Consider the following 22,799-nt stretch of genomic DNA (forward strand, 5'->3'; position numbering starts at 1 on the left):
CCGTGGCTAAGGCTGCAGCATGGCAGGGCGGCGCCGGGTCAGGGACCGGTCAGGTCCGGTCAGGACATGCGCTCATGAGCTTCCAGATATGGATTGGCATAGCCAAGGCCTGCCAGGATTTTGATCTCCAGGCTCTCCATTTCCTCGGCCTCATCATCTTCAATGTGGTCAAATCCAAGAAGATGCAGGCAGCCGTGGATGATGAGATGAGCGGCATGCTCATCAAGGCTTTTTTCCTGCTCGGCAGCTTCCTTTTTGAGTACTTCCATGGAAATGACCAGGTCTCCAAGGTAGGTGCCCTCAGTCTCGTCTTCATACTCATCACAGCAGGTGGCTGCAGCATCTGCCTTAGCTGAATCCTCGTCATCACCAGCCTCTGCTCCGGCTTCAAGCTGGGCACGCAGCTGAGGGTCAAGGGAGCTGAGCTCATCTGGTTCATCGTAAGGGAAAGAGAGGATATTGGTAGGCCTGTCTACATTGCGGTAGGTGGCATTGAGCTCATGGATTTCCTCATTGGTGACAAAGCGGGCGCTCAGTGAGCAGTCCTCCTGGTAACCGGCACCTTCAAAGGCGGCTCGAGCCCAGACAAGCAGCTTGTCCAGAGAGGGAATATCCGCCGTATCTTCAACGGCTGTCTGTAAATCAATAAAGATCTTCTGCATGGTTCGTCCCGGACGGAGCATTGGTTCCGTTCTGAAAAAGAGGCTGCCCTCGGGCAGCCTCCTTTTGTCTAGGGCCCGCAGGTGCGGGCGCTGTTATGGTATCGCTGCGCAGCCTTATTGGCTGTCAGGAGCTCAGCTGTTTGCTCGCGCATCTGCCCGGGCAGCATCGTCAGCCTGGGCGGTGGTCTTGTCAGCTGCCAGGAGCGCAGCTGTTCCTGCTCTCATCTGCCTGTGCAGCATCGTCAGCCTGGGCGGTGGCCTTGTCGGCTGCCAGGAGCTCAGCTGTTCCTGCTCTCATCAGCCTGGGCAGCATCGTCAGCCTGGGCGGTGGTCTTATCAGCCCCATCGGCGCGGCTCTGTGCGGCAGATTGATCTGATCCCATCAGATCATCCATCAGGGCATCAAAGTCATCGGCTGTGGTAAAAGCCTGCTCCACCTTGAGCTGCTGATCCTTAAGGCGCTCTACATCCTCATCAAGGGAGCGGCGGTACTGATCAGAGCTGTCTGAGTCTGAACGTGAGTAGTGGGATGATGGAAAGAGTTCTACTGCGCCATGATCTGCCTGCGAGTCATTGTGCTCCCTTGAGCTACGACTGTCCTGTGTAGCTGCTGGAATCATTTCGGCCACTTCTCTGCTGCCTGCAGCCTGGCTGTCCTGATTCTCTTCGTCAGACTCTTCGTGATCCTGACGTGGTTCAGAGCCACGGTCAAATCTGCCATAGCGGCGAGGGCCATAGCTGCGGTCATCACGCCAGCGGTCGCGGCCACGGCGCTCAGATCCGTTGCGTTCCTCTTCTTCCTTTTCCTTTTTGTCCCAGGCATCGTAGGCATTAACAATGGCAGCTACTACAGGGTGACGTACCACGTCCTCAGAGAGGAAGTAGGTAAATGAAATAGCCTCAACACGCTCAAGTACTTCCATGGCATGACGCAGACCGGAGCGAACGTTGCGTGGCAGATCCACCTGAGAAGGATCGCCTGTAATAACGGCCTTGGAGTTAAAGCCGATACGGGTCAGGAACATCTTCATCTGCTCGATGGTGGTGTTCTGAGCCTCGTCAAGAATGATGAAGCTGTCATTGAGGGTACGGCCACGCATATAGGCCAGAGGGGCAATTTCAATGACCTGACGCTCAATGAGCTTTTCCACCTTTTCAAAACCGAGCATTTCAAAAAGGGCATCGTACAGAGGGCGCAGATAAGGATCTACTTTCTGAGTAAGATCGCCTGGCAGGAAGCCCAGTTTTTCACCGGCCTCAACGGCAGGACGGGTCAGAATAATGCGGCGCACCTCATTGCGGGTCAGGGCATCAACAGCCGCAGCCACAGCAAGGAAGGTCTTACCGGTACCAGCCGGGCCAATACCAAAGGACACATCGTGGCTGATGATCTGGCTTATATAGCCGGCCTGATTTGGAGTACGGGCCTTGATAACACCACGCTGAGTTTTGAGGGTTGAAGCCTTGTGATAAAGCTCACCGACGCTGCCACGATCGCCCTCGCCCTCACGTACCTGCTTTTTGAGGGTGGCACGGGCGTTTTCAGCCTGCTCAAGACGGCTTTGCTCATCGATATAGTCAAGAGGATCCGGGCTGTCAGCCTTGTCGGCCTCAAGATGGGTATTTTCGATAATAGCCAGATTGACCTTGTCCGGGGTAATGTACTGAGCCTTCTTCTGTTTGCCTACAGGTGCAGTCTCCAGATAAAGCTGTTTAATAATGCGCTCGGCAGCAATGGCTTTCCTGCCCTTGCCCTTGATGGCAAAGGAAGCTCCGCTGTGCAGGATTTCCACACCCAGACGATCGGAAATCTGCCTGATGTTCTCATCCTCAGGCCCAACAAGATTGCCAAGACGGCTGCGGTCAGCCGGCTCCAGGATGAAGCGACGCATATCAACGTCTTTATCAGAATGCTCTCTGGTCATTTACTCTCCAAAGTACAGGCCTTTGATGGCCTTATATACCCATGCTCAAACGGTAATCAGACAGAAAGGCCTCCAGGCCTGACGGTCTGGACTTTAGCCTGACAGACAGGGCAAGGTGTGGCATGCTGCAACAGCCTTATGCAGACTGTCATGATGCAGGCCGTAGGGCTGCAGGCAGCGCTGCAGCATTTGCTCTGCACAACAGGAGCATGGAGAAAAAAATCTGTCGGTAATGATAGATGAAAAATATTAAGTGCGCATCATTTGCAGGCCCCTGAGTATTAAAAAGACTCTGCAGCCCGGTCCCGTGGCGCGCATCGCCACTGCCACAGTCAGGGGCGCGCCGCCATGCTGCGTCAGGGGCGCGCCTGCACGTGCACAGCATGGAGCCTGGCGCAGCCGGGACTGTTCAGGGGCCATAATGAACCGGGGCCGGCAGGCTGTATGTCAGCCTCCGGCCCCGGTGCAGTGCTGCTGGTCAGTCTGCGGCCCTTAAAGCGCGCTTGTTAAGACGACCTGCAGTGTGCTTAATTGCTTAAGTTAAGAGCGCTGTTGATAAGCTGGCCCTTCATGGTGTGGCTCATAACCTTGATGATGTCCACATCAACCATCTGACCTACAAGATCGCGGCTGCCCTCGAATACCACAATGCGGTTGTTGGAGGTACGGGCCTTGAGCTCCTGATCGCTCTTGCGGGAAATACCCTCTACCAGTACACGCTGACGGGTGCCCATAAGGCTCTGAGAGTACATGGTAGCGTAGTCCTCAAGCTTTGCCTGCAGAGCATAAAGGTTCTGGCGCTTGTGCTCCAGAGGGACATTGTCCTCAAGATCGGCTGCAGGAGTGCCTGGGCGCACCGAGTAAATAAAGCTGAAGCTGGCGTCGAATTTAACATCATCTACCAGTTTCATGGTCTGGGCAAAGTCCTCATCAGTCTCGCCTGGGAAGCCCACAATAATGTCAGTGGAGATGAAGATATTTGGACGGGCCTTACGCAGTTTGGCTACCAGCTCACGGTAGGAGTCAGCAGTATAGTCACGGCGCATCAGCTGCAGAATACGGTCAGATCCTGACTGAACAGGAATATGGATGGAATCGGCAATCACAGGCAGATCAGCAATGGCCTGAATGATATCGTCGGTAAACTCCATAGGGTTAGAGGTGGTAAAGCGCAGACGCTCCACACCATCAATGGCAGCAATTTCGTAAAGCAGGGTGGACAGGCGCACTATGGAGCCGTCAGGACCCATGCCACGGTAGGAGTTTACATTCTGACCAAGCAGATGGATTTCCTTGACGCCATTGGCCACATGGGTGATAACCTCGTCAATCACATCCTGCACAGGACGGGAATCCTCACCACCACGGGTGTGAGGCACAATGCAGTAGGTGCAGTTGTTGGAGCAGCCTTCCATAATGGTTACGAAAGCGCTTGGACCACGCTGACCCTGCTCAGGCAGAGAGTCAAACTTTTCCAGAGCTTCGGCTGTTACGTCAACTACAGGCTCACGGGTAGCACGGAACTGAGCCACCATGGCTGGCAGACGGTGAGCGGTACGAGGGCCAAAGACAATGGCAATATCAGGGTCAATTTCAATAATCTGATGGGCAAGCTCAGAGCCTACGCAGCCACCAAAGGCAATAACTGTGTCATCGCTGATAATGCCCTTGTGTCTCCATGAGCCAATCTGATTGAAGACCTTGTCCTCAGCCTTGGCGCGTACGGCACAGGTGACCAGAATGATGACATCAGCGCCATTTGGCTCCTTGAGCTCAACATAGCCTGAAGCAGTCATAAGATCGCGGATACGGTCAGCATCATAGACATTCATCTGACAGCCCCAGACAGCCACATGGAAAGTGCCCATCTGCAGCTTGACATTGCTGTTGAGTCTAATACCGGTAATCTCAGTCATATCTCACCTAATAAAAACGCGCGGAAAGTCTTCAGAAAAGTCATCAGACCGTGAAAAAAATGCGGGCTATTATACAATTTTTTACCCGTCCCCTGCGCTCAAATCCCATCATCTGAACAACATAATCATAACAGCCCATCCATATAACGCGGCACTGAGCCCCAGGCATAAAAATGCCCTCCGGCCATAAGCAGTGCAACAGCGGCGCTATATGCTTTCGAAGAGTCATCGTCACCGAAGCTCCCGTCACTCAGGCGCACCGGCCACACAGGAGCTCCCGCCGCACCTGCTGCTCCCGCCGCGCCCGCCGCATGGACTGCGGCGCGTTGCGCCAGATGGGCAGCAGCACAGGCAGAGGGGCGGCTGCAGCTCATAAGATGGATGTCATGATGCGCTCAGATGGGGTTTTACAGAGCGCTATTGAGATGATATTGGGCTCATAGAACACTAAATCTGGACTTAAAGCGCGTAAAAATCTGAAATTTCTGCCATTTGAGCAGAAACATGCAGGGGCTTGCCGGGATATGTGCATGGGAAATCTGCAGCTTTCATGTCCAGTGGAGTGTAATGGAGCCGGGAGAGCACTCACTCGTAATCAGCAGGGAAGTATGAGGGTAATACAGAGATAAATCTGGTGTTAATGGCTTAACATCGGGCTTTTGGACGTGGCTGTATGTATACATACATGCAGGTATTGCACGGTGACAGAGAGGTACGTAATTGTCTTTTCAAACTTGCCTAAGTAAGGGCTAATTTGCAGTGATTAAGATAGTCTTGTCAAAAATGCAGGCCGTAAGCTTTTATAAATGCCCGTCATCACTGATGGAACAGAGATCTGAGAGACATAAGTCCCTGTCTGCTGACAGGGCCGTGTCTGACACCAGTGAATTTTTACCCCGCCTGTGGGGACTGCAGATCCTGGCCTGCCGGTTATTATGCACAGATGCTTCTGACTGTGCGTCACCTCCTGCCTTTTGTTCTGTCTGACCAGCTGTATTTACAAACCGCTGCCCTGATAACACCTGGGTAATGGTAAACAGCCCCATGGTATGGACAGCAGTCAGCCGGCTCAGGCTGATGTCAGTGCTGCCCTGAATTTACTGAATGCAGGGAATAAGGCAGTTTCAGGCATAACAGTTATGCCATGGCCAGCTGTGGTTTTGAACAGTACGGCCACGTGCTTATCTGGCGGCAGGCTGCCTTTGCCCGCTGCTGCGGGTCTGTCATGCTGATGTGAATCAGGTTGTCAGGCCTTATGACAGGAAGTAAGGTATGTTGAATGTAAAAAATATATTCCCAGGAACTATGCACTTTGCCTTAAGCAGAGCCATGAAAGGCTCAGCTGCTGTGGTACTGAGCACAAGCCTGCTCCTTGCTCCTGCCTGCGTCTGGGCCGGATACAAGTATCACAATGCTCCTCAGGGATTTTCTGATCAACTCAACTCTGTAGCCGTAATTCAGACCCATGGCCGTGATGATGAAGTCGTCAGGCTGCGTGGCCGTCTGACCGGCTTTCTGCACAAGAACAATTACGAATTTACCGATGAACAGGGCAGCTCCATTGAGGTGGAGCTCGATGATGATGTGGACTGGTCATATGTCCACAAGGATCAGCTCATTGAAATTATTGGCGAGGTTGAGCGCAACATGTTCAAGCTCAAGATCGAAGCCAAGAGCTACCGCATTATCGAAACTACCGCTGCAACTGCAGCCACTCAGAGTGCTGCCTCAGGTGAATCAGGCATCATAATCACTCCAGTTCCCGTCCCGTCAATGACAGGTCAGGGCATCCAGCCGGTCACTGAAGTTGCCGCTGCTGTGGTTCCGGCCGCCGTCGTGCCAGCCGTTACCGCCTCAGCTGTAGCCGGTACAGCTGCAGCTACTGTTCATGCCGTACAGGACGGCACCTACAAAAATATTCAGACAGGCCAGGCAAAGACTAATCAGGTCACAGGAGACCAGACACAGCCGCCTGCTGCGCTCAGTGCAGATGCTCCTGCCAAAGACCCACAGCAAAAGAGTGCTGATGAGCAGGGTGAAAACTCTGACAAGGCAGAAAACAGCGACAGGAGCGGCCCGGCCGTTGCCCCACAGGGCGCAGATCAGATCAGCAATGCTGCTGCAGAGGCTGTAAAGAGCATTAAGGACAGCCACAAGGATATAGAGAAATCGGCCCGTGAGATTAATGATGGCGCTGCGGCTATCCGTGATTCAGCATCAGTTTATCTGGTATCTGCCAGCGAGGATTTAACTGCATCTGCAAGTGATACTTTTGACTCTGTAAAGAGTGCAGTAAAGTCAGTAGGCAGTGAAGTTGCCCAGTCAGCCAGTGAGGCTGGAAAAGAGGCTGCTGAAATCAGCCGCCAGATTGGTAAGGAAGCTGTCGAGGCCGGACGCCAGATTGGTAAGGAAGCTGCCGAGGCAGGCCGCGAGGCTGGCAGGGAAGCATCTGAAGCTGGCCGTGCCCTTGGCAAAGAAGCTGCTGAAGCCGGACGCGCCATAAGCGCCGGAGCCGAACGGATGGCAGGCGATGCGGCAGCAGCTATCAGATCCGCCTCTTCTGCCATTGCCACCAAGGTCAAAGACACTGTCAGTGCACCTTCTGTCACCTCGGTAAGCAATGATGCCGGAGTCAATATTCCTGCTGCCAGCTCACAGGAAGGCTCCAGCAGACTTTAATGACTTAAAGCAGCTGCGTCCTTCATAAGCAGGCGGTCGACAGGCATAACGATTTAACGCGCTATTTACAGGGCTCTGGCATTTATTGTCAGGGCCCTTTGTGTGACTATACAGCTGTAAGATCAGCTGCCGTTAAGCCTTTAAAAGGGTCTTTATTTTCCTCATCACAGTTCTTGCAATGTATGGCAAGCCTGTCTGCCTGCACATCATGACTGCCTGCCTGCATGCATGCACGCATGCCTGCACGCCTGCAAGGCCGTCACGGCCCCTGGGTCATACGCCCCGTAAGGACAGTCCGTGTGCTATGGTATGCGGGCTATGTGTTCCATGGCAGCTGTATGATGAGGCCATAACGATCAGCCACAAGCTAACACTCTCAGGAGGTGGTTTATGAGAACAACACCTGCAGCGCTGGTGCTGTCCCTGATGCTCGGTTCCTGTGCCTTTATGACTTCGGCATGGGCGGCGGGCAATGAGGGCGCTCAGGATAATCAGCCTAAAATCAAGGTCTATGGCAACAAGACACCTACCATGATAGGCACTCCTGAAGAGGTGGCTGCCTATCGACAGGAGCTTGCCAAACAGGAGGCCCAGAGCCGTCCAGGCACCTACACCTATGTAGATGAAAACGGCAATACCGTAACTGTGCAGTCGGGCACCAGTAACAGTTTTGGAGTTGGCCTTGATGCCTATTACTATTATGGTGGCAATGGCAACTATCCAGGAGGCCAGTATCCGGGCGGCAATTATCCAGGTCACCGTCCGCCACCTCCACCACCAGGCACCCCGGTACCGCCTGACATGCCTATGCTGCCGGATCCGCCTCCGCCACCAGGCACAGTGATTACTCCGCCACCGCCTCCGGCATGGGCTCCAACATCTCCTAATGTGCCTCTGGAGCCGCCACCAGGTGGTTTCCCAACACCGTCACTGCCTTAGATACGGCAGACTGTCAGGGCACATCAGGCCTGTCAGTAAGCTCATCAGTATGATCCTCAGTAATATCCTGAGGGGGCTTTGAGGACCTTATTCAGCCACAGAAATGGAAAAGCCAGGCATTTGCCTGGCTTTTCCATTTGCGCATTGGGCGATATCAGATCAGGACTGCCGCTCAGTGCTATTTGAATACTTTGGGCTGATAACCCTGGGTAGCCTTACGCACATTGGGCGAAGGATTGTCTGTGGTGTTAAAACGCTGATACCACGGCTCGTAATACACAGGATCAGTGTCGTATGAGTCTGCGCAGTTATGGCAGGGCTCACGACCTGTCTGATAGTAGTTGAGAGTATTACGTATTGATGAGCTGCGCACTGGTTCCCTTACAGGAACAGGGGCATTGTAAACAGCTCCATCCTGCTGCAGGGTATCGGACATTTTCTGAAACTGCAGAGGCTTTGCCGGACGCAGCCCTGATCCTCCCGGTGCCGGTTTTATCTGTGCTGAGGTGGCATTGCTGACCTGTGCACCACCAGCCGAAGCTGACGGCTGTGCATAGCCGCTGTGAGCTGAGGGGCTGACGGAGCCACCAGTTCCGGCAGCAGCCTGGAACATGGCGCTCAGATCAGATTCAGATGAATTATATACTGGGAGCTTCATGAGTATCTTTGCTGTCAGCAGCCCCATCAACTGCCTCGGCGGTTGCATCAGCAGGAGCTGTTCCGGGGGCTGCAACTGTCTGAGATCCTGTATCATCAGGTGCTGACTCATCAGGTTCTGACTCAGCGGATGCTGCCGCATCAGCTGCCTTCTGGTCGGCAGCTTCCTTTGCAAGGGCCTCAAGGCGGGCCTGCTCCATGGCCTCTTTTTGCTCACGGGCCAGACGGATAAAGGTGCGGCTGCTTTCGTCGTAAACGAGATCAGTGTTCTTTAAAGCAATACGGTAGGCGTTCTCATTATCAGGAGTCCATGAAGTCTCACCGTACAGGGAGTCGATTTCCTCACGGGTGTTTTTATGAATACGCTCAATGGCGCGGTTCTGCGAAGCTGTTCGCGCCTCTTTGTCATTGAGCTCTTTGAGCAGGGTGGACATGGACTCACGATTGTCCTGTGAACCTGAACTGCAGGCACTGAGGAAGGCTGCAGCTGCCAGGGCAGAAACAACAGAGAAACGGGAAGTAGACGCATTAACAAAGCCAGTGCGCAGCATGATCTGCTCCTTTAGACAGCTTGCTGATATGAGTAACAGTTCCATAACGCCACAATAACCGGCGGCGGTCCTTTCAGTACGACCGCTTAAGCAATACCCTGGCAGGCACATAAACCGGGGGCGTCAGTCTCATGTAATTATGAGCCAGGAAAGACAGTTTAGCTATAGTACTCCTTAGCTGCAGATAAATCGACTTTTCTAAAACTGCGCAATTCACTGTAGCAGTCTGGTATCACACCACGACAGTATTTCCCATTTATGGACAGCAAAGTGCACTAACGTACTCATGGTCTGCACGCTCATCAGCCGACATAACGTAAGTCAGCAGGCCGCCATCTGGCCCCAATGACCATGCACATGCCTTATGTACGGCAGGAGCTGCGCGCCTGCCGCTTGCGGGGGAGGAGCGTTACTGCAGTTGAGTGCTTAATGGTTGCCGGGAAGTCAGGGGTGTCAGCGATGTCTTGGATGTCAGCGATGTCAGGGATGTCAGGGGGCCATGGGATTCTAGCGGGGCGATGTTACTGCACAGCTGATAAACAGGCCTTTGGAGCTCCTCATATTAAAAAAGTGTGAAATTTTAAAAAAAACTGTTGACTGGGGTTTTATATTCGCTATAATGAGCGCCGTTGTCATAACGACACAGACTCTTAAAGACGGCAAGGTATTAGGGGTATAGCCAAGTGGTAAGGCAACGGGTTTTGATCCCGTCACGCCCTGGTTCGAGCCCAGGTACCCCTGCCATCAGTCTTTAAGAAACCGCCACAGGGGTATCGCCAAGTTGGTAAGGCAACGGATTCTGATTCCGTCATTTCCAAGGTTCGAGTCCTTGTACCCCTGCCATTTAGTGGCTATGTAGCTCAGTTGGTTAGAGCGCGGCACTCATAATGCTGAGGTCACTGGTTCAATTCCAGTCATAGCTACCAGTCTTTTGCGGTTAAGACACTCAATCTGCTCATTCATGAGCTTCTCATGTAGGGGTATCGCCAAGTTGGTAAGGCAACGGATTCTGATTCCGTCATTTCCAAGGTTCGAGTCCTTGTACCCCTGCCACTCAGTGGCTATGTAGCTCAGTTGGTTAGAGCGCGGCACTCATAATGCTGAGGTCACTGGTTCAATTCCAGTCATAGCTACCATCTCATCGACACCAGAAGACATACTTCTTGGTGTTTTTTTGTTTTTGGGCCTCCCAAAAATCCCGCCTTAAGTTCATATCAATATTAATCAATCCAATCTGCAAATCCGTACTGCCACCTGATCATCCTCTGGCAGCATGCAGCACACTTAATCTCGTCACAAGATCTGTCCAAATCCCGTCATCATGCCAGGCTAAGTGTCCTGAACTGCGCTGTGCAGCGCTGCGCTGCACTGAAAGCCTGCATTCACTGCTCCAGTCATAAGAATTTTCACCATGATTCAGACCTGAACCTGTCTGCAATAATCCAGCACTTCTTCACCACTTCTCCAGTCGGGGTCGCTGAGCTAATGAGCACTTCGTGAACATTAAAGGCCGGCCTGGACTGGTGATTCTGGTGTGCCGGGCTGACCGGTGGCCGGGACGGCCGGCATGCTTGCTGACCGGGGGTGTCCGTTCCCGGGGCAGTTTTTCAGCGTGTGAGTTGCAAATGGGGGCAGAAAGCCTGTTGCTGTGCAGATATGCTGCAAACAAAAAAGCCTGACAAATGTCAGGCTTTTTTGGCAAGTGCTCAAAAATTCTTTAGCGGGTGCGTACTGAACGCTCGAGGCTCTGAATTACGTACTCGGAGTTGGCGGCATGACGCTCAAGATTGGAAATGCGGTTGTCGAAATTGGTGAGCTCCTGCTGCAGGAACTGGTAGTCATTACCGGTCTTGCCAACTACGCTCTGCATGGCGCTAACTTCGGCATTGAGACGGGCAAATTCAGCACGGACAGTCTCAAGCTCACGGGAGAACTCTACAATATTGCTCTCCATATTGGCCATACGGTTCTGGATGCTGTGAACATCGGTTGCTGAGGAGAAAGACTGCATGGTGTCCTTCTGGCTCTTTACGGTGATGGAAAGGAAAACCAGCTGGATGGCAATAACGATAATTGCCAGAGTGAGGGCACCAGTAATGATAATTAAAGGCTTGTTACTTTTAAAATCCATATTCTTCGCCTCGGCTAGTTAGACTCGCACATCAGAAAGCTTATTGGTGAGGCATATTCCTGGGAATACTCTCTGCGGCTAAAACCGTCATAATTCCAATGTTTTAGAGTAGTGCTGCAGAAAGTATGAAAGTCAGATTTCCTGTACTTTTCTTATCTGCCAGTTATACGCAGTTATTAATATACCAATATTTGGGCTCATTATTTAGCAAGCCGCAAAATCTTTATAGTTCAGTCACGGCGTGATGCTGCAAGAGAGCCCTCTCCCGGAGGTATACCTGCGGCCCGCCATTGTAACCGTTATCAGGCAACATTTTCTTAATGAGATTCAGAAAACAGAGCTCCTGTCACAAAAATTAATCTGAGCATGTGATTGATTCCATGTTGCGGTTGACTTTACTCATGCCTTCGGATCAACAGACTGCACAGACTGTAATAATTACAGGATTTTTGATCCTTTCAGTCAAACTGGACAGAGGAAAATATCCGGATATGGGGGCTCAGTTCTCCCACAAGGTAATGTGCTTAGCGCACCCTAAATGTAATGGGGGTAGCGCACCACGCAAGTTAAGGGCCTGACGGTCCCAGCAGGGTAAGGGGGTTAGCTGTTCCTGCAAGGTAATGGGTTTAGCTGTTCCAGCAAGGTAAGGGGTTTAGCGCTCCCCGCAAGGTGCGGGGAGGCCGTATGGGTGAGGTACTATTTTGGCTTTACTTTGTCCGTCATGAGTGAGCACAGGCTGTTGCCGGACATAAAATCAGGCACGCATTAAAAAGGTAACAGTTAAGAGGGAGCGGCCCATCAAATTGTATATTTGACAGGTCCTGACAGTGCTAAGTTCCGTACCCAGGTACCAGTAATATGGTCAAATTCAGGTAAAACAGGCCTGTTTTGTGAGCCATGTCTGCTTTGCGCGTCATAAATTGACAGGAATTTATGGCATCAAGATGAACTCAGTACACTACACAGGTGATTCTCAGATTTCTGTATAGCTGAGCTGCTGGCCGGTTCAATTTTGAATGTATAAATGTACATAAATGGCAGAGGTCAGTCTTGTGAGCGGTAGTCTGAACGCAGGTATGCCCTGGCCTGAATTCAGATGTAAGAAAGTATGAGCGTTCAGATGGAGCTAAGATTTGCAATTTCAATGGATGGTCAGATTCAGCTTAGACCGGACAGCTCAGTAGATGGTCAGATTCAGCTTAGACCAGACAGCTCAGTAGATGGACAGATTCAGCCTGGATCGGGCTTTTGCGCAGGAGCAATTAACAGTTGTGAGGAGTTTTCGCAGGGGCGCTGCCTGGGCAGGTTTTAGCATGTGGCATGGCAGTTTGTTGCGGGAGGAAAACAGCCTGGAAAGCAGCCTGGAAAATGCCCTGTTTTTGTGAGTATTCGAACCAGGTAAATAAAATGTAAAAAAAAGCATGAAATTTTTCCGGGGGCATAAATGCGATAGATACGGGCTGTCTACGGCATGGGAGTATTTCTTGTTATTTTTCCTTAGGAAATTGGCAAAAAATGCTAAGTAAGAGCTAAGTACAAAAGCGTTTAATGTATTCAGCGCAGGCTTCCACGCAAATGCAACTGACCGGTTCTGATTCCGGTTGCTCCTGTCCCTGGGCCTTATCTGACAGATCAGGAGAGTATGTCGCGTGGCAGACCTTCAACAGTTAAATACCCATTTCTGGAGAAATATCATGAACAAGTTTTCTGCTCTCTTAGGTGCTGCCGCCATCGCAGCCGCTTCAACCGCCGCTTTTGCCGCCCCAGGTGGTCCTGCAGGTTTTGGTGCTCCAGCTGCTGCCCCAGGTGGTCCAGCCGGCTTCCAGCAGGCTGCTGCTCCTGACACTGTTCAGGCCGTAATTCAGAATGGCTGGGACGATCAGCGTGTTGTTCTGACCGGTAAGCTGACCAACTACCTTGGCAACGACAAGTACGAATTCACCGATAAGACCGGCCGTATCGTAGTTGATCTTGATGATGACCGTGACTGGTCACACATCTCCAAGGATCAGACCATCACCATTTACGGTGAGATCGATCGCAGTCGCAGAGGCATCGAGATCGACGTTAAGGATGCCCGTTAATCTCAAGATTAAGCTGATTAATCTGGCAGGTAAGGACAGCAGATGTCCCCTGAATATGAACGGCCTGTGCTGTATTAAGGCCGTCATTACCGCCTTATGTGCTCAAGTGACAGGATGTACTCCTGATAAAGGGCGGTGTTGTTGAGTTATGGTTCCGAAACCAGCGCCAGAATGGCGCAGGGTCGGGAGGAAATATTATGAATCTTGTAAAGATTTTGCTGGTTTCTGCTGGTCTGTCAGCAGCCGCTCTGGCTTATGCCGGCGGACATTATAACTACGGCAGCCCTCAGGGCTTCAATACTCCAGATATGGGTTCGGTTGCCGCAGTGAAGAAAAATGCCTATGACGATCAGTGGGTTACCATTCGCGGACGTCTCGTAAACTACCTGGGACATGAGCGTTATGAGTTCACTGACGGCAGCGCCACAATTGAGGTTGAGCTTGACGATGATCAGAACTGGTCACATGTCAGAAAGAACGATCTTATCGAGCTGCACGGCAAGGTAGACAGGGACTTCCTTTCAACTACCATTGAAGTAAGCCATATTATTCCTCTTGAGGGACCTGGTGCTCAGCAGGGTGCTGCAGGCTTTGGCGGTCAGTGGCAGCCTGGATACGCTCAGCCGGTACCGGCTGCTGCACCTGCATCAGCAGCTCCTGCAGCTCCAGCTCAGGCACCTGTGCCTGCCGGTGCTCCGGCTCCGGCCAGATAGCCCTGCCAGACAAAGATTTTTTTCCTTGTACAGTTGTATTGCAAAGTCCTTATATCCCCCGGTATAAGGGCTTTTTTGCATTTATTCCGGACAGGAATAATGACATAAATGCTTTTAATCATGCACCAAAATTTTCGGGGAATAAAAAATATTTTTCCGAAAAAATGCCTTATTTCAGGCAAATGCCTTTAACTTTTTCTCAGGCACATTTAAGGTGGTAAAAACACTAAGTAACAGCTAAGTTGCCTGCGCTTTAATGTTCCCGTGCAAACAATTACCAGCTGCGATTATTGACTGAATAGTGCTTCTGGTGATCTGAATATAAGCATGCATTTTGATTTAAAGCCTGGTCTCCTTCCTGAGAAGGAACTGGCTGTGATTTGAATGCATGCACATAATCGGGTATAGACCGAAAATTGCCTTTGTGTGCTGCAGGACCGATAGTTTAAGTCCTGACAAAGGCGTGGTTGTTGAACAGATATATCCCAGGCCCCCTGATGAGCCTGCCAGACTGAGGGATACTCAGAGGTGCTGTCATATGGACAGGCCACAGCACATTCAGACTTGCTGTATAAACGGACTGTCATACGGGCAGATAAACGTACAGGCAGGCGGGAGCGAAAGCTGCCAGGGGCTGGGAGGAGAAAAATATGAAGCTTGTTAACTCTATAATTCTGGGTGCTGCCCTGACTGTTGGTTCCGCTGCTTATGCTGACGGCTATTATGGCGTTGGCCCGCAGGGCTTTAACACCCCTGATGTGGGGTCAGTAGCCGGGGTTAAGAGCCATGCCTATGATGACCAGTGGGTTACTCTGCGTGGCCGTCTGGTGAATTATCTGGGCGAAGACAGGTATGAGTTTTCCGATGGCACCAGCTCTATCGAAGTTGAGCTTGATGATGATCAGAACTGGTCTTTCATTTCCAAAGGTGAACTCATTGAGCTTACAGGTGAGGTAGACAAAGACTTCTTCTTCACCACCATTGATGTCAAGCGCATCGTTTCTCTGGATAAACCGGCTGCTCATCAAAATGCCGGTTTCGGTGGCTACGGACAGCCTGGACAGGCCCAGCAGGGTTATGCCCAGCCTGCAGCACAGCCTGTTAATTCACAGACCTACCCTGCAGGTCAGTTGCAGGCTCCTGTGCAGCAGGTCCAGACTCAGGCTGCATCCCCTGCCGTAAGACAGAATTAACAATTTTTTCTTGTACAGTTGTATTTGCAAGCTCTTTCGTGCCCGGCATGAAAGGGCTTTTTCGTTTCTGGCAGGAAAAAGATTAAGGCGAACATGCTGTAACTTTGAATCATTAGACTTTACAGCTGTCAACGCAGGGCAGGCAGAGGTGCATGCCTGTTCAGCAGGCCTGAGTTGCAGGGGCGCATTTCTGCTCAGCAGGCCTGAGGTGCAGGGGGCGCATGTCTGCTCAGCAGGCCTGAGGTGCAGGGGGCGCATGTCTGCTCAGCTGGCAATACAGGCGGCTGCATCCTGGTTACAGGAAGATTGGGATTAGATGTACTGGCAGTATGCAATGCATACATTGAATCTATGATTGAGTGAAACGCATTTCTCAGTAGTGACGAAGATCATATTTTTTTAATTATTATTATCTGACACTTGTATTTCACTGTGCTCATGGAGCCTATATTTTCGGGCTTTTTGGGGTGATACTGGACTGTATTAGGAAAGTGACAAAATCAGCTAAGTATCAGCTAAGTGCAATGGGTTTAAATGAGCTAACACACACAAACGAACCAAAACTGCCGGGAGCCCTCAGTTCCAAAAAGAACAGCGTATTGTGCGCTGATTTCTCTGAGAAGAGCCTGGTTGAAGTGAACCAAGTCCCGAATCTGGAGAGTCACATGCGTAAGATTTCTGCTCTTGTAAGTGCTGCTGCCCTGGCAGCTGTTTCCTCTGTTGCCTTTGCTGCCGGTCCTGCAGGTTTTGGCGGCGGTCAGGCCGCTTCAGGCCAGGCCGGCGGTCCAGCAGGCTTTGGTCCGGCAACTGCTCTGAACACTGTTCAGGCTGTTACCCAGAGCGGTCTTGATGAGCAGCGCGTAGTGCTCACCGGCAAGCTCACCAACTACCTTGGCAATGACAAGTACGAATTTGCTGACAGCACTGGCCGCATCGTAGTTGAGCTTGATGATGACCGTAACTGGTCTCACATTGGTAAGGATCAGACCATTACCATCTACGGCGAGACTGATGTAACCCCACGCGCCATCGAGATTGATGTAACCGACGCTCAGGTTGTCAAATAATCAGGCCGGCCAATTATATTTTCAGCTGTCTGAGTTACAGATTAATCAAGGGTGGTATACAGGCCACCTGGTAAATAACAGTTTTTAATGTCATGCAGGTAATGCACTTCGATCCTGCAGACATGCCGCAGGGCATTTACATGGCCCTAAGGGCTAGCAAAGGCCACCATGCTTCATCAGATAAGCTGTCGGCCAGGAGAGATCATATGAAGTTTTTAAATGCATTACTGGTTACAACCGCTTTATCTGTAAGTGCAGCTGCTTATGCTGACGGTGGCTACGGCGCCGGTCCACAGGGCTTCAATACCCCGGATACAGGCTCAGTTCAGGCCGTAAAGCAAAATGCTTATGATGATCAGTGGGTTACCCTGCGCGGCCGCCTTGTAGACTACCTGGGCCATGAGCGTTACGAGTTCACTGACGGCACCAACTCCATTGAGGTTGAGCTTGATGACGAGCAGAACTGGTCTCATATTTCCAAGGGCGAGCTTATTGAGCTGTCCGGTACTGTAGATAAGGATTTCTTCAGCACCACCATCGATGTTAAGCGCATTGTTTCCCTCGAGAAGGGAGCTCCAGCAGCACAGGGCGGCGCAGCCGGTTTTGGTGCCCCAGGTCAGCCAGGTGCTGCTCCTGCACCAGCAGCCAGGTAATTAGCAGAATTTTTCCTTGTACAGTTGTATTGCAAAGCTCTTTCACCATGTGAAAGGGCTTTTTTGCTTTTCAGGCTCTTATCTGCGGTATGCATCAGACTGTCGATCTCCGCCGGCAGAGCGTGATCTGGCCCAGAGCAGCCCCTGTCACTGGCAGGCAGCTGCTCTGGAGCTTTGATGCCCATGCCTGGTATTATCAGATAGTGGGTGCACCACAGAGCAGGCTTTCAGGTAGTCCGATACTGAGGGCGTCCATACTGTTGCTGTGTGGAAAATGCCATATTCAATGCATGATCATTGACTGCGCCTTATTCATGTTTTACAGAGCGTCTGGCAGCTGCAGGTGGTCTTTCCTGGAATCGGGAGGCATGGCTGTAAGATGGGACTTTTTTGGTGCACAGGCAGGCCCACTATGGTGAAAGAAGGCGCCCTGTAAGGGCAGGGCTGCAAAAATATAGCATTGCCAGGTGCTTTTGCAGGCGTGTTCTCCTGGAAGCTTTGCCATGGCTGTGGCCGCTTAAACCGGCCGTGAATGAGCGCTGCTGCGCTTCTTTCAGAGGGCTTTGCATGCAATTGTTGTCAGCCGTAGTGAGCTTTGCCCGCCTGAAGCTAACCAGGGATAATATGCGGCGTATATTGCTGATCTGCTGTGGAATTATTGGCTCATATGATGAGGTATTGAGCCGGATAAAAGGCTCTTGATGCAGGGCCGTGGCATTCTTGATCTTGTACAGATATGGGCGTATCTTATCGGCTTTCCCATGCCGTTTCATCGCTGTTATACAGGTCCCTTATGGCAAGTCATGAGTATGGCCGGCAATGACTGAGGACTGACGGATAGCCAGCCATAAGGATGGCCTGATGTAAGGATGGCCAGCCATGAGTTTGCTCAGTCACAATGATGGGCAGCCATAAGAGTGGCATGCTATGAGTGTGGCCTGACGTAAGAATAGCCTGTCATCATAAAGCCGGGCTTCATGAGATGAGGTGAAAGGGTGGGAAGTGGCTGTTGAGAAGTGCACGTGGGGGAGTACCGCCTTTTTGGGCGGGCTGCTCAGGGATTTTTGCATATTGCGGGTGTCGTATGACTTTGATTATTCCTCAGATTGTTAATGTATCCAAAGTGGATAATGATCATGCCAGGTTTCTTGAGGCGCTGGCAAGAAACGGTTTTGCCGGTGAAATTGAAGATCGTTATGCGGCCCGTCTGCTGGTGGCTACAGATAATTCTGTCTATCAGAAAATGCCTCAGGCTGTGGTTTTCCCAAAGAGCAAGCAAGATGTGGTTACCCTCTTTAAAACAGCCTCAGCTCCTGAGTTTAAAAAAATCCGTATTACCCCACGTGGCGGCGGTACCGGTACCAATGGTCAGTCACTCAATCATGGTGTGATTGTCGACATGTCCCGTCACATGAAGAGTTTCAGTGACTTCAGACCGGACGAGCGCAGCATCGTGGTCGAGCCAGGTGTAATCAAAGATGAGCTCAACGAGCATGTTGCCAGCGAGCAGCTGTTTTTCTCTCCTGAGCTGTCAACCTCATCGCGTGCCACTATTGGCGGCATGATTGCCAATGATGCAGCCGGCCAGGGATCGCTTGTTTACGGCCGCACCTCTGAGCATGTACTCGAGGCTGAGGTAGTGCTGCGTGACGGTACCTTATGTACTTTCAGACCGGTAAAGGGTGAGGAGCTCAAAAATTGTCTTGACCGCCCAGGCCTTGAGGGTGAGATTTACCGCAGATGTTATGAGCTGCTCAAATGGCACAGCGCAGAGGTCAAAGAACACTTTCCAAAACTTAACCGTTTCCTTACCGGTTATGACCTGATGCATGCCTATGATGCAGATACTGATACTCTCAATCTGGCCCGCCTGATCTGCGGTGCTGAGGGTACGCTTGCTACTCTGGTCGGTGCCCGTATTGATCTGACCTTAAAGCCATCCTTCCGTGCTCTGTGCGTCATCAAGTATGAGAACTTTGACTCAGCCCTGCGTCATGCCAATGTCCTGATCAAGGCTGGCGCCTTCTCTGTTGAAACCGTTGATTCCAGAGTGCTTGATCTGGCCAGAAAGGATCCTGTCTGGCTGAGCGTAAAGAATTACATTACTGATGTTCCCGGCGCTGAAATCAGCGGCGTAAACATTGTTGAGTTCAACGGTCATGACGAAGAAAAAGACCGCGCCTTCATGATGTCTCTTTATGAGCAGACTCAAAAGGATGCCTCTGAGCGCCGCAGAGGTATTCTGGGCGCTCAGGTTGTTGATACCAAAGAGGGTATCGCTGCTGTCTATGGCATGCGCAAGAAGGCCGTAGGTCTGCTCGGATCTGCTGCCGGTGCCAAGAAGCTGGTGGCTTTTACTGAAGATACAGTAGTGCCTCCGGAGAATCTTGCTGACTATATTCTGGAGTTCCGTGCTCTGCTTGACAGCATGTATGTAACCTATGGCATGTTCGGTCACGTCGACTGCGGTCTGATGCACGTACGCCCGGCTCTTGATCTGACTACCGATGAGGATCGTCAGAAGCTGGTCGACATCTCCAATGGCGTGGTCGAGCTGGTTAAGAAGTATGGCGGTCAGATGTGGGGTGAGCATGGTCGCGGCTACCGCTCCTGCTATGGCGAAGTCTTCTTTGGCAAGCTCTATCCTCTGGCCCGTAAGATCAAGGCCATTTTCGACCCTGACAACAGACTCAATCCGGGCAAAATCTGTGTGCCATGGGGCAATGAGACTGACAGTCTGGTAGCTCTTGATGACCCTATGCGCGGCGATCTGGATCGCACCATCGATATCAGGGTTCGTGAGAACTTTGAGCCTGCCCTTAACTGTAATGGTAATGGTCAGTGCTTCAGCTACTCACGTGCCTCACTTATGTGCCCAAGCTACCGTTTCTCCAAAGACCATGTGAAGTCACCAAAGGGCTACTCAGGTCTGATGCGTGAGTGGCTGCGCCTTATGAGTGAGCGTCAGGTTGATGTTAATGCCGTAGAGCAGCAGCTGCTGGCCGAGGCAAACAATCCTCTTGGTGACTTTGTGGCTCAGGCCAAATCATGGCTTTCCTGGCTTGGCAATCTGTGCACCCGCACCCGCAATACCATTTTTGACCGTGAGGATTTCAATCACGAGTATCTGGGCCATGTGGCTACCTGTCTGTCCTGCAAGTCCTGCAAGACCCAGTGTCCGGCTCACGTAAACTCAGCTGAGATGAACTCCCGCTTCCTCAACTTCTACTACAGCCGTTATCTGCGTCCATCCATGGACTTGCTGTGCATGAATGCCGAACGTTCCAATCCGGTGCTGGCAAAGATGCCTAAGCTGGCCAATGCCCTGATTCAGTCGGATTTAAACAAGGCAATCATGGAGCACTTCTTCAACTTTGTTGATCTGCCAGTGTTCAATGAGCGCACCATGTGGCAGCAGAGCGCTGAGTTCTCAATTCCGGTACTCAGTGCTGAGGAAGCTGAAAACCGTGCTTCTGAGTTTGATGTCATTGTTATTTCCAATGCCTTTACTGCCAGCCATGAGGCTGACTCACTGGTAGAGCTGGCACGTCTTGTCAGGGTAATGGGCTTCAGGGTTGCCATATTAAAGCCATATATCAATGGCAAGCTCTTCATTATTCGTGGTGCCCGCGCCAAATTTATCAAGTATGGCCGCATGCAGGCCCAGCGCCTTGCCCGTCTGCACAGCCGTGGACTTACCATGGTAGGCTTTGATCCGGCACTTACTATCTGCTATCGCGATGAATATCCGGCTCTTATTCCTGACTGTCCTGAGTTTAAGGTGCTGCTGCCTGAAGAGTGGCTTAAGGATGCTCTGGTATCTTCTCAGTACCGCGCTGTTGAGCAGCGTCTGGGCGCTGAGATCAAAAATGTCATCGCAGCCTCCCGTGGCGCTGCCGGATCAGCAGCCGCTGCCGCTCAGGGCGCTGCAGGCGCAGGCAGTACCGATGCAGATTCTTTACATGACAGCGCCATTGGCCCATGCTCATTTGCTGATGACTTCTATCTCTTCTGTCACTGCACCGAGCAGGCTCTGGTACCTCTGTCAGTAAGAATGTGGCAGGATGTGCTGGCCCACTTTGGTCTGCGTGCTCTGCCATTGCCGGTTGCATGCTGCGGTATGGCCGGTCTGTTTGGTCATATGAAGAGCAATCAGGAAGAGACCCGTACTGTCTATGAGCAGAACTGGAAGGAGCATCTGGCCAGCCGTCCATTCACTCAGTGCCTGATCACCGGCTTCTCCTGCCGCTCTCAGGTTGAGCGTATGGAGCATAAGCGCGCCAACCATCCGGTACACGTTCTGACCATGCTCCTTGAGCAGGCCTCTGCTGCAGCCGCAGCCGCAGCCAACAGGTCTGCCGCCGGCTAAGCCAACAGGTCTGCCGCCGGCTAAGCTGGCCCTGACAGGTAGTTCATATACTGCAGCGCTGATGACCTGGTCTGCGCGGCATACGATCGTGTGGATCGTATTGCAGGCCAGGCTGCATGTGCCTGGATGAGCTGATTTGCCCCGCATCAGTGCCCTTACGGGTCAGTGATGCGGGGCTTTATCATTTTTGCCAGGTATTGTCTTATTGCTGATAGACTGTACTGAGGATGCTCCCGAACTGGACCTTTGCTCCTGTCTCGAGCCAGATACTGAATAAAGAGCTGTCGCACTGTGCCGTGTTTCACTGTCTGCAGGCTGCTCTTCAGTTATATTTACTGAAAGTTACATAACTCAGAAAACCTTGAACGGTGCCGTACAGTCGCTGGCCTGCGCCCTGTGGCAGTATGATGCAGTCAGTGACTGAGACCATGGCCATGGTTTCAGTCCATGCAGGTTGTGATGCTGTCAGAGCATTCTGAGAAAAGGAGTTACAAATGTTCAGTTTTAGAGAGAAAGCTATTTATGCTGTTGGCTTTTTCGCCTTTATCTTTGTCGGTCCGACAGTGATGTATCTCATCAGCATTGCAGTTCCGGCCACCTTCCTTGCTCAAAGCTCCACCAATGTCTATCTTGGCAGTCTCAGCTCTGCCGTAGGTCTGTTCTTTGCCATCTGGTCCAATGTGGCCCTGGTAAAGAAAGGCGAGGGCGGTGCAGGTAACCTGGGCAAGGTCAAAATGATGAAGGAGACCACCCATCTGGTAACAACAGGTCCTTATGCCGTGTGTCGCAATCCTATGCACGTAGGCGTTTTCCTGTACTATATGGGCTTTGCCTGTTCGCTCAACTCCCTTGCCAGCCTCGTGGTACCGGTTGCCATTCTGTGCTTTGCCTGGTTTGCTGCCGTATTCCTCGATGAGCCACGTCTTGAAAAGGAATTTCCTGAGGAGTGGGCCGACTATAAGAGCCGTGTGCCTCGCTTCTTCCCGCGTGTCTGGCCACGCAAGGCTTGATTGAGGTCAGCCTTTTCTTAAGGGCAGCCGCCGGTCCTGATATTATCTGAACTGCCATAAGCAGGCGCTTATGGCAGCAGATAAGAGCACAAAGTTGCTCTCAGGGCTGAGGCTGCCTTAATTATGCATGCACGCTACGCCCAGCCGGTGCCCGCATCGTGAGCACAGCCATGATGAAAGGTGGCCTGGTCATGCATGGCCGGGCACCCGGCCACACCAGGTCGGCGCCAGGGCATTGCTGGCGCCGCAG

The 22,799-nt window shown here is 51.8% G+C and carries 15 protein-coding genes, 5 tRNA genes and 1 pseudogene; 15 read left to right on the top strand and 6 right to left on the bottom strand.

Annotation, left to right across the window (positions count from 1 at the left end):
• Window positions 1–59 precede the first annotated feature (59 nt).
• The 3 genes and pseudogenes from ybeY to miaB form a co-directional block, all read right to left on the bottom strand.
• The gene (gene ybeY / locus MXE41_RS07975; RefSeq protein WP_246977944.1) at window positions 60–662 is read right to left on the bottom strand and encodes an rRNA maturation RNase YbeY; all 603 of its coding nucleotides are present in this window, start codon (window positions 660–662) and stop codon (window positions 60–62) included.
• A 791-nt stretch (window positions 663–1,453) separates the two neighbouring features.
• Window positions 1,454–2,554: pseudogene (locus MXE41_RS07980) on the bottom strand (PhoH family protein); the annotation flags it as partial.
• Window positions 2,555–3,114: 560 nt separating this feature from the next.
• The gene (miaB, locus tag MXE41_RS07985; protein WP_247100123.1) at window positions 3,115–4,503 is read right to left on the bottom strand and encodes a tRNA (N6-isopentenyl adenosine(37)-C2)-methylthiotransferase MiaB; all 1,389 of its coding nucleotides are present in this window, start codon (window positions 4,501–4,503) and stop codon (window positions 3,115–3,117) included.
• A gap of 1,272 nt (window positions 4,504–5,775) precedes the next feature.
• Between miaB and MXE41_RS07990 the strand changes: the two genes are divergently transcribed.
• On the top strand, window positions 5,776–7,182 hold the full coding sequence (locus MXE41_RS07990) for a NirD/YgiW/YdeI family stress tolerance protein (RefSeq protein ID WP_247100124.1): 1,407 nt from the start codon (window positions 5,776–5,778) through the stop codon (window positions 7,180–7,182).
• 390 nt (window positions 7,183–7,572) lie between these two features.
• The gene (locus MXE41_RS07995; RefSeq protein WP_247100136.1) at window positions 7,573–8,121 is read left to right on the top strand and encodes a hypothetical protein; all 549 of its coding nucleotides are present in this window, start codon (window positions 7,573–7,575) and stop codon (window positions 8,119–8,121) included.
• 178 nt (window positions 8,122–8,299) lie between these two features.
• Here MXE41_RS07995 and MXE41_RS08000 read toward each other — a convergent pair whose 3' ends face one another.
• Both MXE41_RS08000 and MXE41_RS08005 read right to left on the bottom strand, forming a co-directional pair.
• On the bottom strand, window positions 8,300–8,779 hold the full coding sequence (locus MXE41_RS08000; protein ID WP_247100125.1) for a hypothetical protein: 480 nt from the start codon (window positions 8,777–8,779) through the stop codon (window positions 8,300–8,302).
• Window positions 8,760–9,374 carry a hypothetical protein gene (locus tag MXE41_RS08005; protein ID WP_247100126.1) on the bottom strand — a complete coding sequence of 205 codons (615 nt, stop codon included), beginning with the start codon at window positions 9,372–9,374 and terminating at the stop codon, window positions 8,760–8,762. Before MXE41_RS08005 ends, MXE41_RS08000 begins: the two co-directional genes overlap by 20 nt.
• A 624-nt stretch (window positions 9,375–9,998) precedes the next feature.
• On the opposite strand from MXE41_RS08005, the gene MXE41_RS08010 reads away from it, so the two are divergent.
• From MXE41_RS08010 to MXE41_RS08030, 5 genes are all read left to right on the top strand, one after another.
• A tRNA-Gln gene (locus MXE41_RS08010) sits at window positions 9,999–10,073 on the top strand.
• 22 nt (window positions 10,074–10,095) lie between these two features.
• Window positions 10,096–10,172: transfer RNA gene (locus tag MXE41_RS08015), tRNA-Gln, on the top strand.
• A 6-nt stretch (window positions 10,173–10,178) separates the two neighbouring features.
• A tRNA-Met gene (locus MXE41_RS08020) sits at window positions 10,179–10,255 on the top strand.
• Between the two features lie 50 nt (window positions 10,256–10,305).
• Window positions 10,306–10,382, top strand: a tRNA-Gln gene (locus MXE41_RS08025).
• Window positions 10,383–10,388: 6 nt separating this feature from the next.
• Window positions 10,389–10,465: transfer RNA gene (locus tag MXE41_RS08030), tRNA-Met, on the top strand.
• A gap of 581 nt (window positions 10,466–11,046) precedes the next feature.
• Here MXE41_RS08030 and MXE41_RS08035 read toward each other — a convergent pair.
• Window positions 11,047–11,460 (bottom strand): hypothetical protein, encoded by a 414-nt coding sequence (locus MXE41_RS08035; RefSeq protein ID WP_246977939.1) that lies wholly within the window; start codon window positions 11,458–11,460, stop codon window positions 11,047–11,049.
• 1,220 nt (window positions 11,461–12,680) lie between these two features.
• Here MXE41_RS08035 and MXE41_RS08040 point away from each other — a divergent pair.
• The 8 genes from MXE41_RS08040 to MXE41_RS08075 all read left to right on the top strand — a co-directional run bounded on the left by MXE41_RS08040 (window position 12,681) and on the right by MXE41_RS08075 (window position 22,549).
• Entirely contained in the window at window positions 12,681–12,845 is a 165-nt protein-coding gene (locus MXE41_RS08040) for a hypothetical protein (RefSeq protein WP_247100127.1), read from the top strand.
• Window positions 12,846–13,154: 309 nt separating this feature from the next.
• Window positions 13,155–13,544 carry a NirD/YgiW/YdeI family stress tolerance protein gene (locus tag MXE41_RS08045; RefSeq protein ID WP_246977938.1) on the top strand — a complete coding sequence of 130 codons (390 nt, stop codon included), beginning with the start codon at window positions 13,155–13,157 and terminating at the stop codon, window positions 13,542–13,544.
• A gap of 197 nt (window positions 13,545–13,741) precedes the next feature.
• Window positions 13,742–14,257, top strand: a complete 516-nt coding sequence (locus tag MXE41_RS08050; protein ID WP_246977937.1) for a NirD/YgiW/YdeI family stress tolerance protein — start codon at window positions 13,742–13,744, stop codon at window positions 14,255–14,257.
• A 650-nt stretch (window positions 14,258–14,907) separates the two neighbouring features.
• The gene (locus MXE41_RS08055) at window positions 14,908–15,450 is read left to right on the top strand and encodes a NirD/YgiW/YdeI family stress tolerance protein (protein WP_247100128.1); all 543 of its coding nucleotides are present in this window, start codon (window positions 14,908–14,910) and stop codon (window positions 15,448–15,450) included.
• A 665-nt stretch (window positions 15,451–16,115) separates the two neighbouring features.
• Window positions 16,116–16,517: a NirD/YgiW/YdeI family stress tolerance protein gene (locus tag MXE41_RS08060; protein WP_246977935.1), complete on the top strand. Its 402-nt coding sequence runs from the start codon at window positions 16,116–16,118 to the stop codon at window positions 16,515–16,517.
• A 206-nt stretch (window positions 16,518–16,723) separates the two neighbouring features.
• Window positions 16,724–17,170: a NirD/YgiW/YdeI family stress tolerance protein gene (locus MXE41_RS08065; RefSeq protein ID WP_246977934.1), complete on the top strand. Its 447-nt coding sequence runs from the start codon at window positions 16,724–16,726 to the stop codon at window positions 17,168–17,170.
• A gap of 1,084 nt (window positions 17,171–18,254) precedes the next feature.
• A complete protein-coding gene (locus MXE41_RS08070) occupies window positions 18,255–21,539 on the top strand; it encodes an FAD-binding and (Fe-S)-binding domain-containing protein (protein WP_247100129.1) in 3,285 nt (1,094 codons plus the stop codon).
• 494 nt (window positions 21,540–22,033) lie between these two features.
• The gene (locus tag MXE41_RS08075; protein WP_246977932.1) at window positions 22,034–22,549 is read left to right on the top strand and encodes an isoprenylcysteine carboxylmethyltransferase family protein; all 516 of its coding nucleotides are present in this window, start codon (window positions 22,034–22,036) and stop codon (window positions 22,547–22,549) included.
• Window positions 22,550–22,799: the final 250 nt, after the last annotated feature.

The organism is Anaerobiospirillum sp. NML120449, assembly GCF_023051105.1.
Lineage (GTDB): Bacteria > Pseudomonadota > Gammaproteobacteria > Enterobacterales > Succinivibrionaceae > Anaerobiospirillum.

What these genes read in the sequence shown, in the direction of transcription:
- MXE41_RS08045 (WP_246977938.1), top strand. Translation starts at nt 13,155, where the DNA reads ATGAACAAGTTTTCTGCTCTCTTAGGTGCTGCCGCCATCGCAGCCGCT.
- MXE41_RS08000 (WP_247100125.1), bottom strand. Translation starts at nt 8,779, where the DNA reads ATGAAGCTCCCAGTATATAATTCATCTGAATCTGATCTGAGCGCCATG.
- MXE41_RS07990 (WP_247100124.1), top strand. Translation starts at nt 5,776, where the DNA reads ATGTTGAATGTAAAAAATATATTCCCAGGAACTATGCACTTTGCCTTA.
- miaB (WP_247100123.1), bottom strand. Translation starts at nt 4,503, where the DNA reads ATGACTGAGATTACCGGTATTAGACTCAACAGCAATGTCAAGCTGCAG.
- MXE41_RS08040 (WP_247100127.1), top strand. Translation starts at nt 12,681, where the DNA reads ATGGACAGATTCAGCCTGGATCGGGCTTTTGCGCAGGAGCAATTAACA.
- MXE41_RS08055 (WP_247100128.1), top strand. Translation starts at nt 14,908, where the DNA reads ATGAAGCTTGTTAACTCTATAATTCTGGGTGCTGCCCTGACTGTTGGT.
- MXE41_RS08075 (WP_246977932.1), top strand. Translation starts at nt 22,034, where the DNA reads ATGTTCAGTTTTAGAGAGAAAGCTATTTATGCTGTTGGCTTTTTCGCC.
- MXE41_RS08050 (WP_246977937.1), top strand. Translation starts at nt 13,742, where the DNA reads ATGAATCTTGTAAAGATTTTGCTGGTTTCTGCTGGTCTGTCAGCAGCC.
- MXE41_RS08070 (WP_247100129.1), top strand. Translation starts at nt 18,255, where the DNA reads ATGACTTTGATTATTCCTCAGATTGTTAATGTATCCAAAGTGGATAAT.
- ybeY (WP_246977944.1), bottom strand. Translation starts at nt 662, where the DNA reads ATGCAGAAGATCTTTATTGATTTACAGACAGCCGTTGAAGATACGGCG.
- MXE41_RS07995 (WP_247100136.1), top strand. Translation starts at nt 7,573, where the DNA reads ATGAGAACAACACCTGCAGCGCTGGTGCTGTCCCTGATGCTCGGTTCC.
- MXE41_RS08035 (WP_246977939.1), bottom strand. Translation starts at nt 11,460, where the DNA reads ATGGATTTTAAAAGTAACAAGCCTTTAATTATCATTACTGGTGCCCTC.
- MXE41_RS08005 (WP_247100126.1), bottom strand. Translation starts at nt 9,374, where the DNA reads ATGGAACTGTTACTCATATCAGCAAGCTGTCTAAAGGAGCAGATCATG.
- MXE41_RS08060 (WP_246977935.1), top strand. Translation starts at nt 16,116, where the DNA reads ATGCGTAAGATTTCTGCTCTTGTAAGTGCTGCTGCCCTGGCAGCTGTT.
- MXE41_RS08065 (WP_246977934.1), top strand. Translation starts at nt 16,724, where the DNA reads ATGAAGTTTTTAAATGCATTACTGGTTACAACCGCTTTATCTGTAAGT.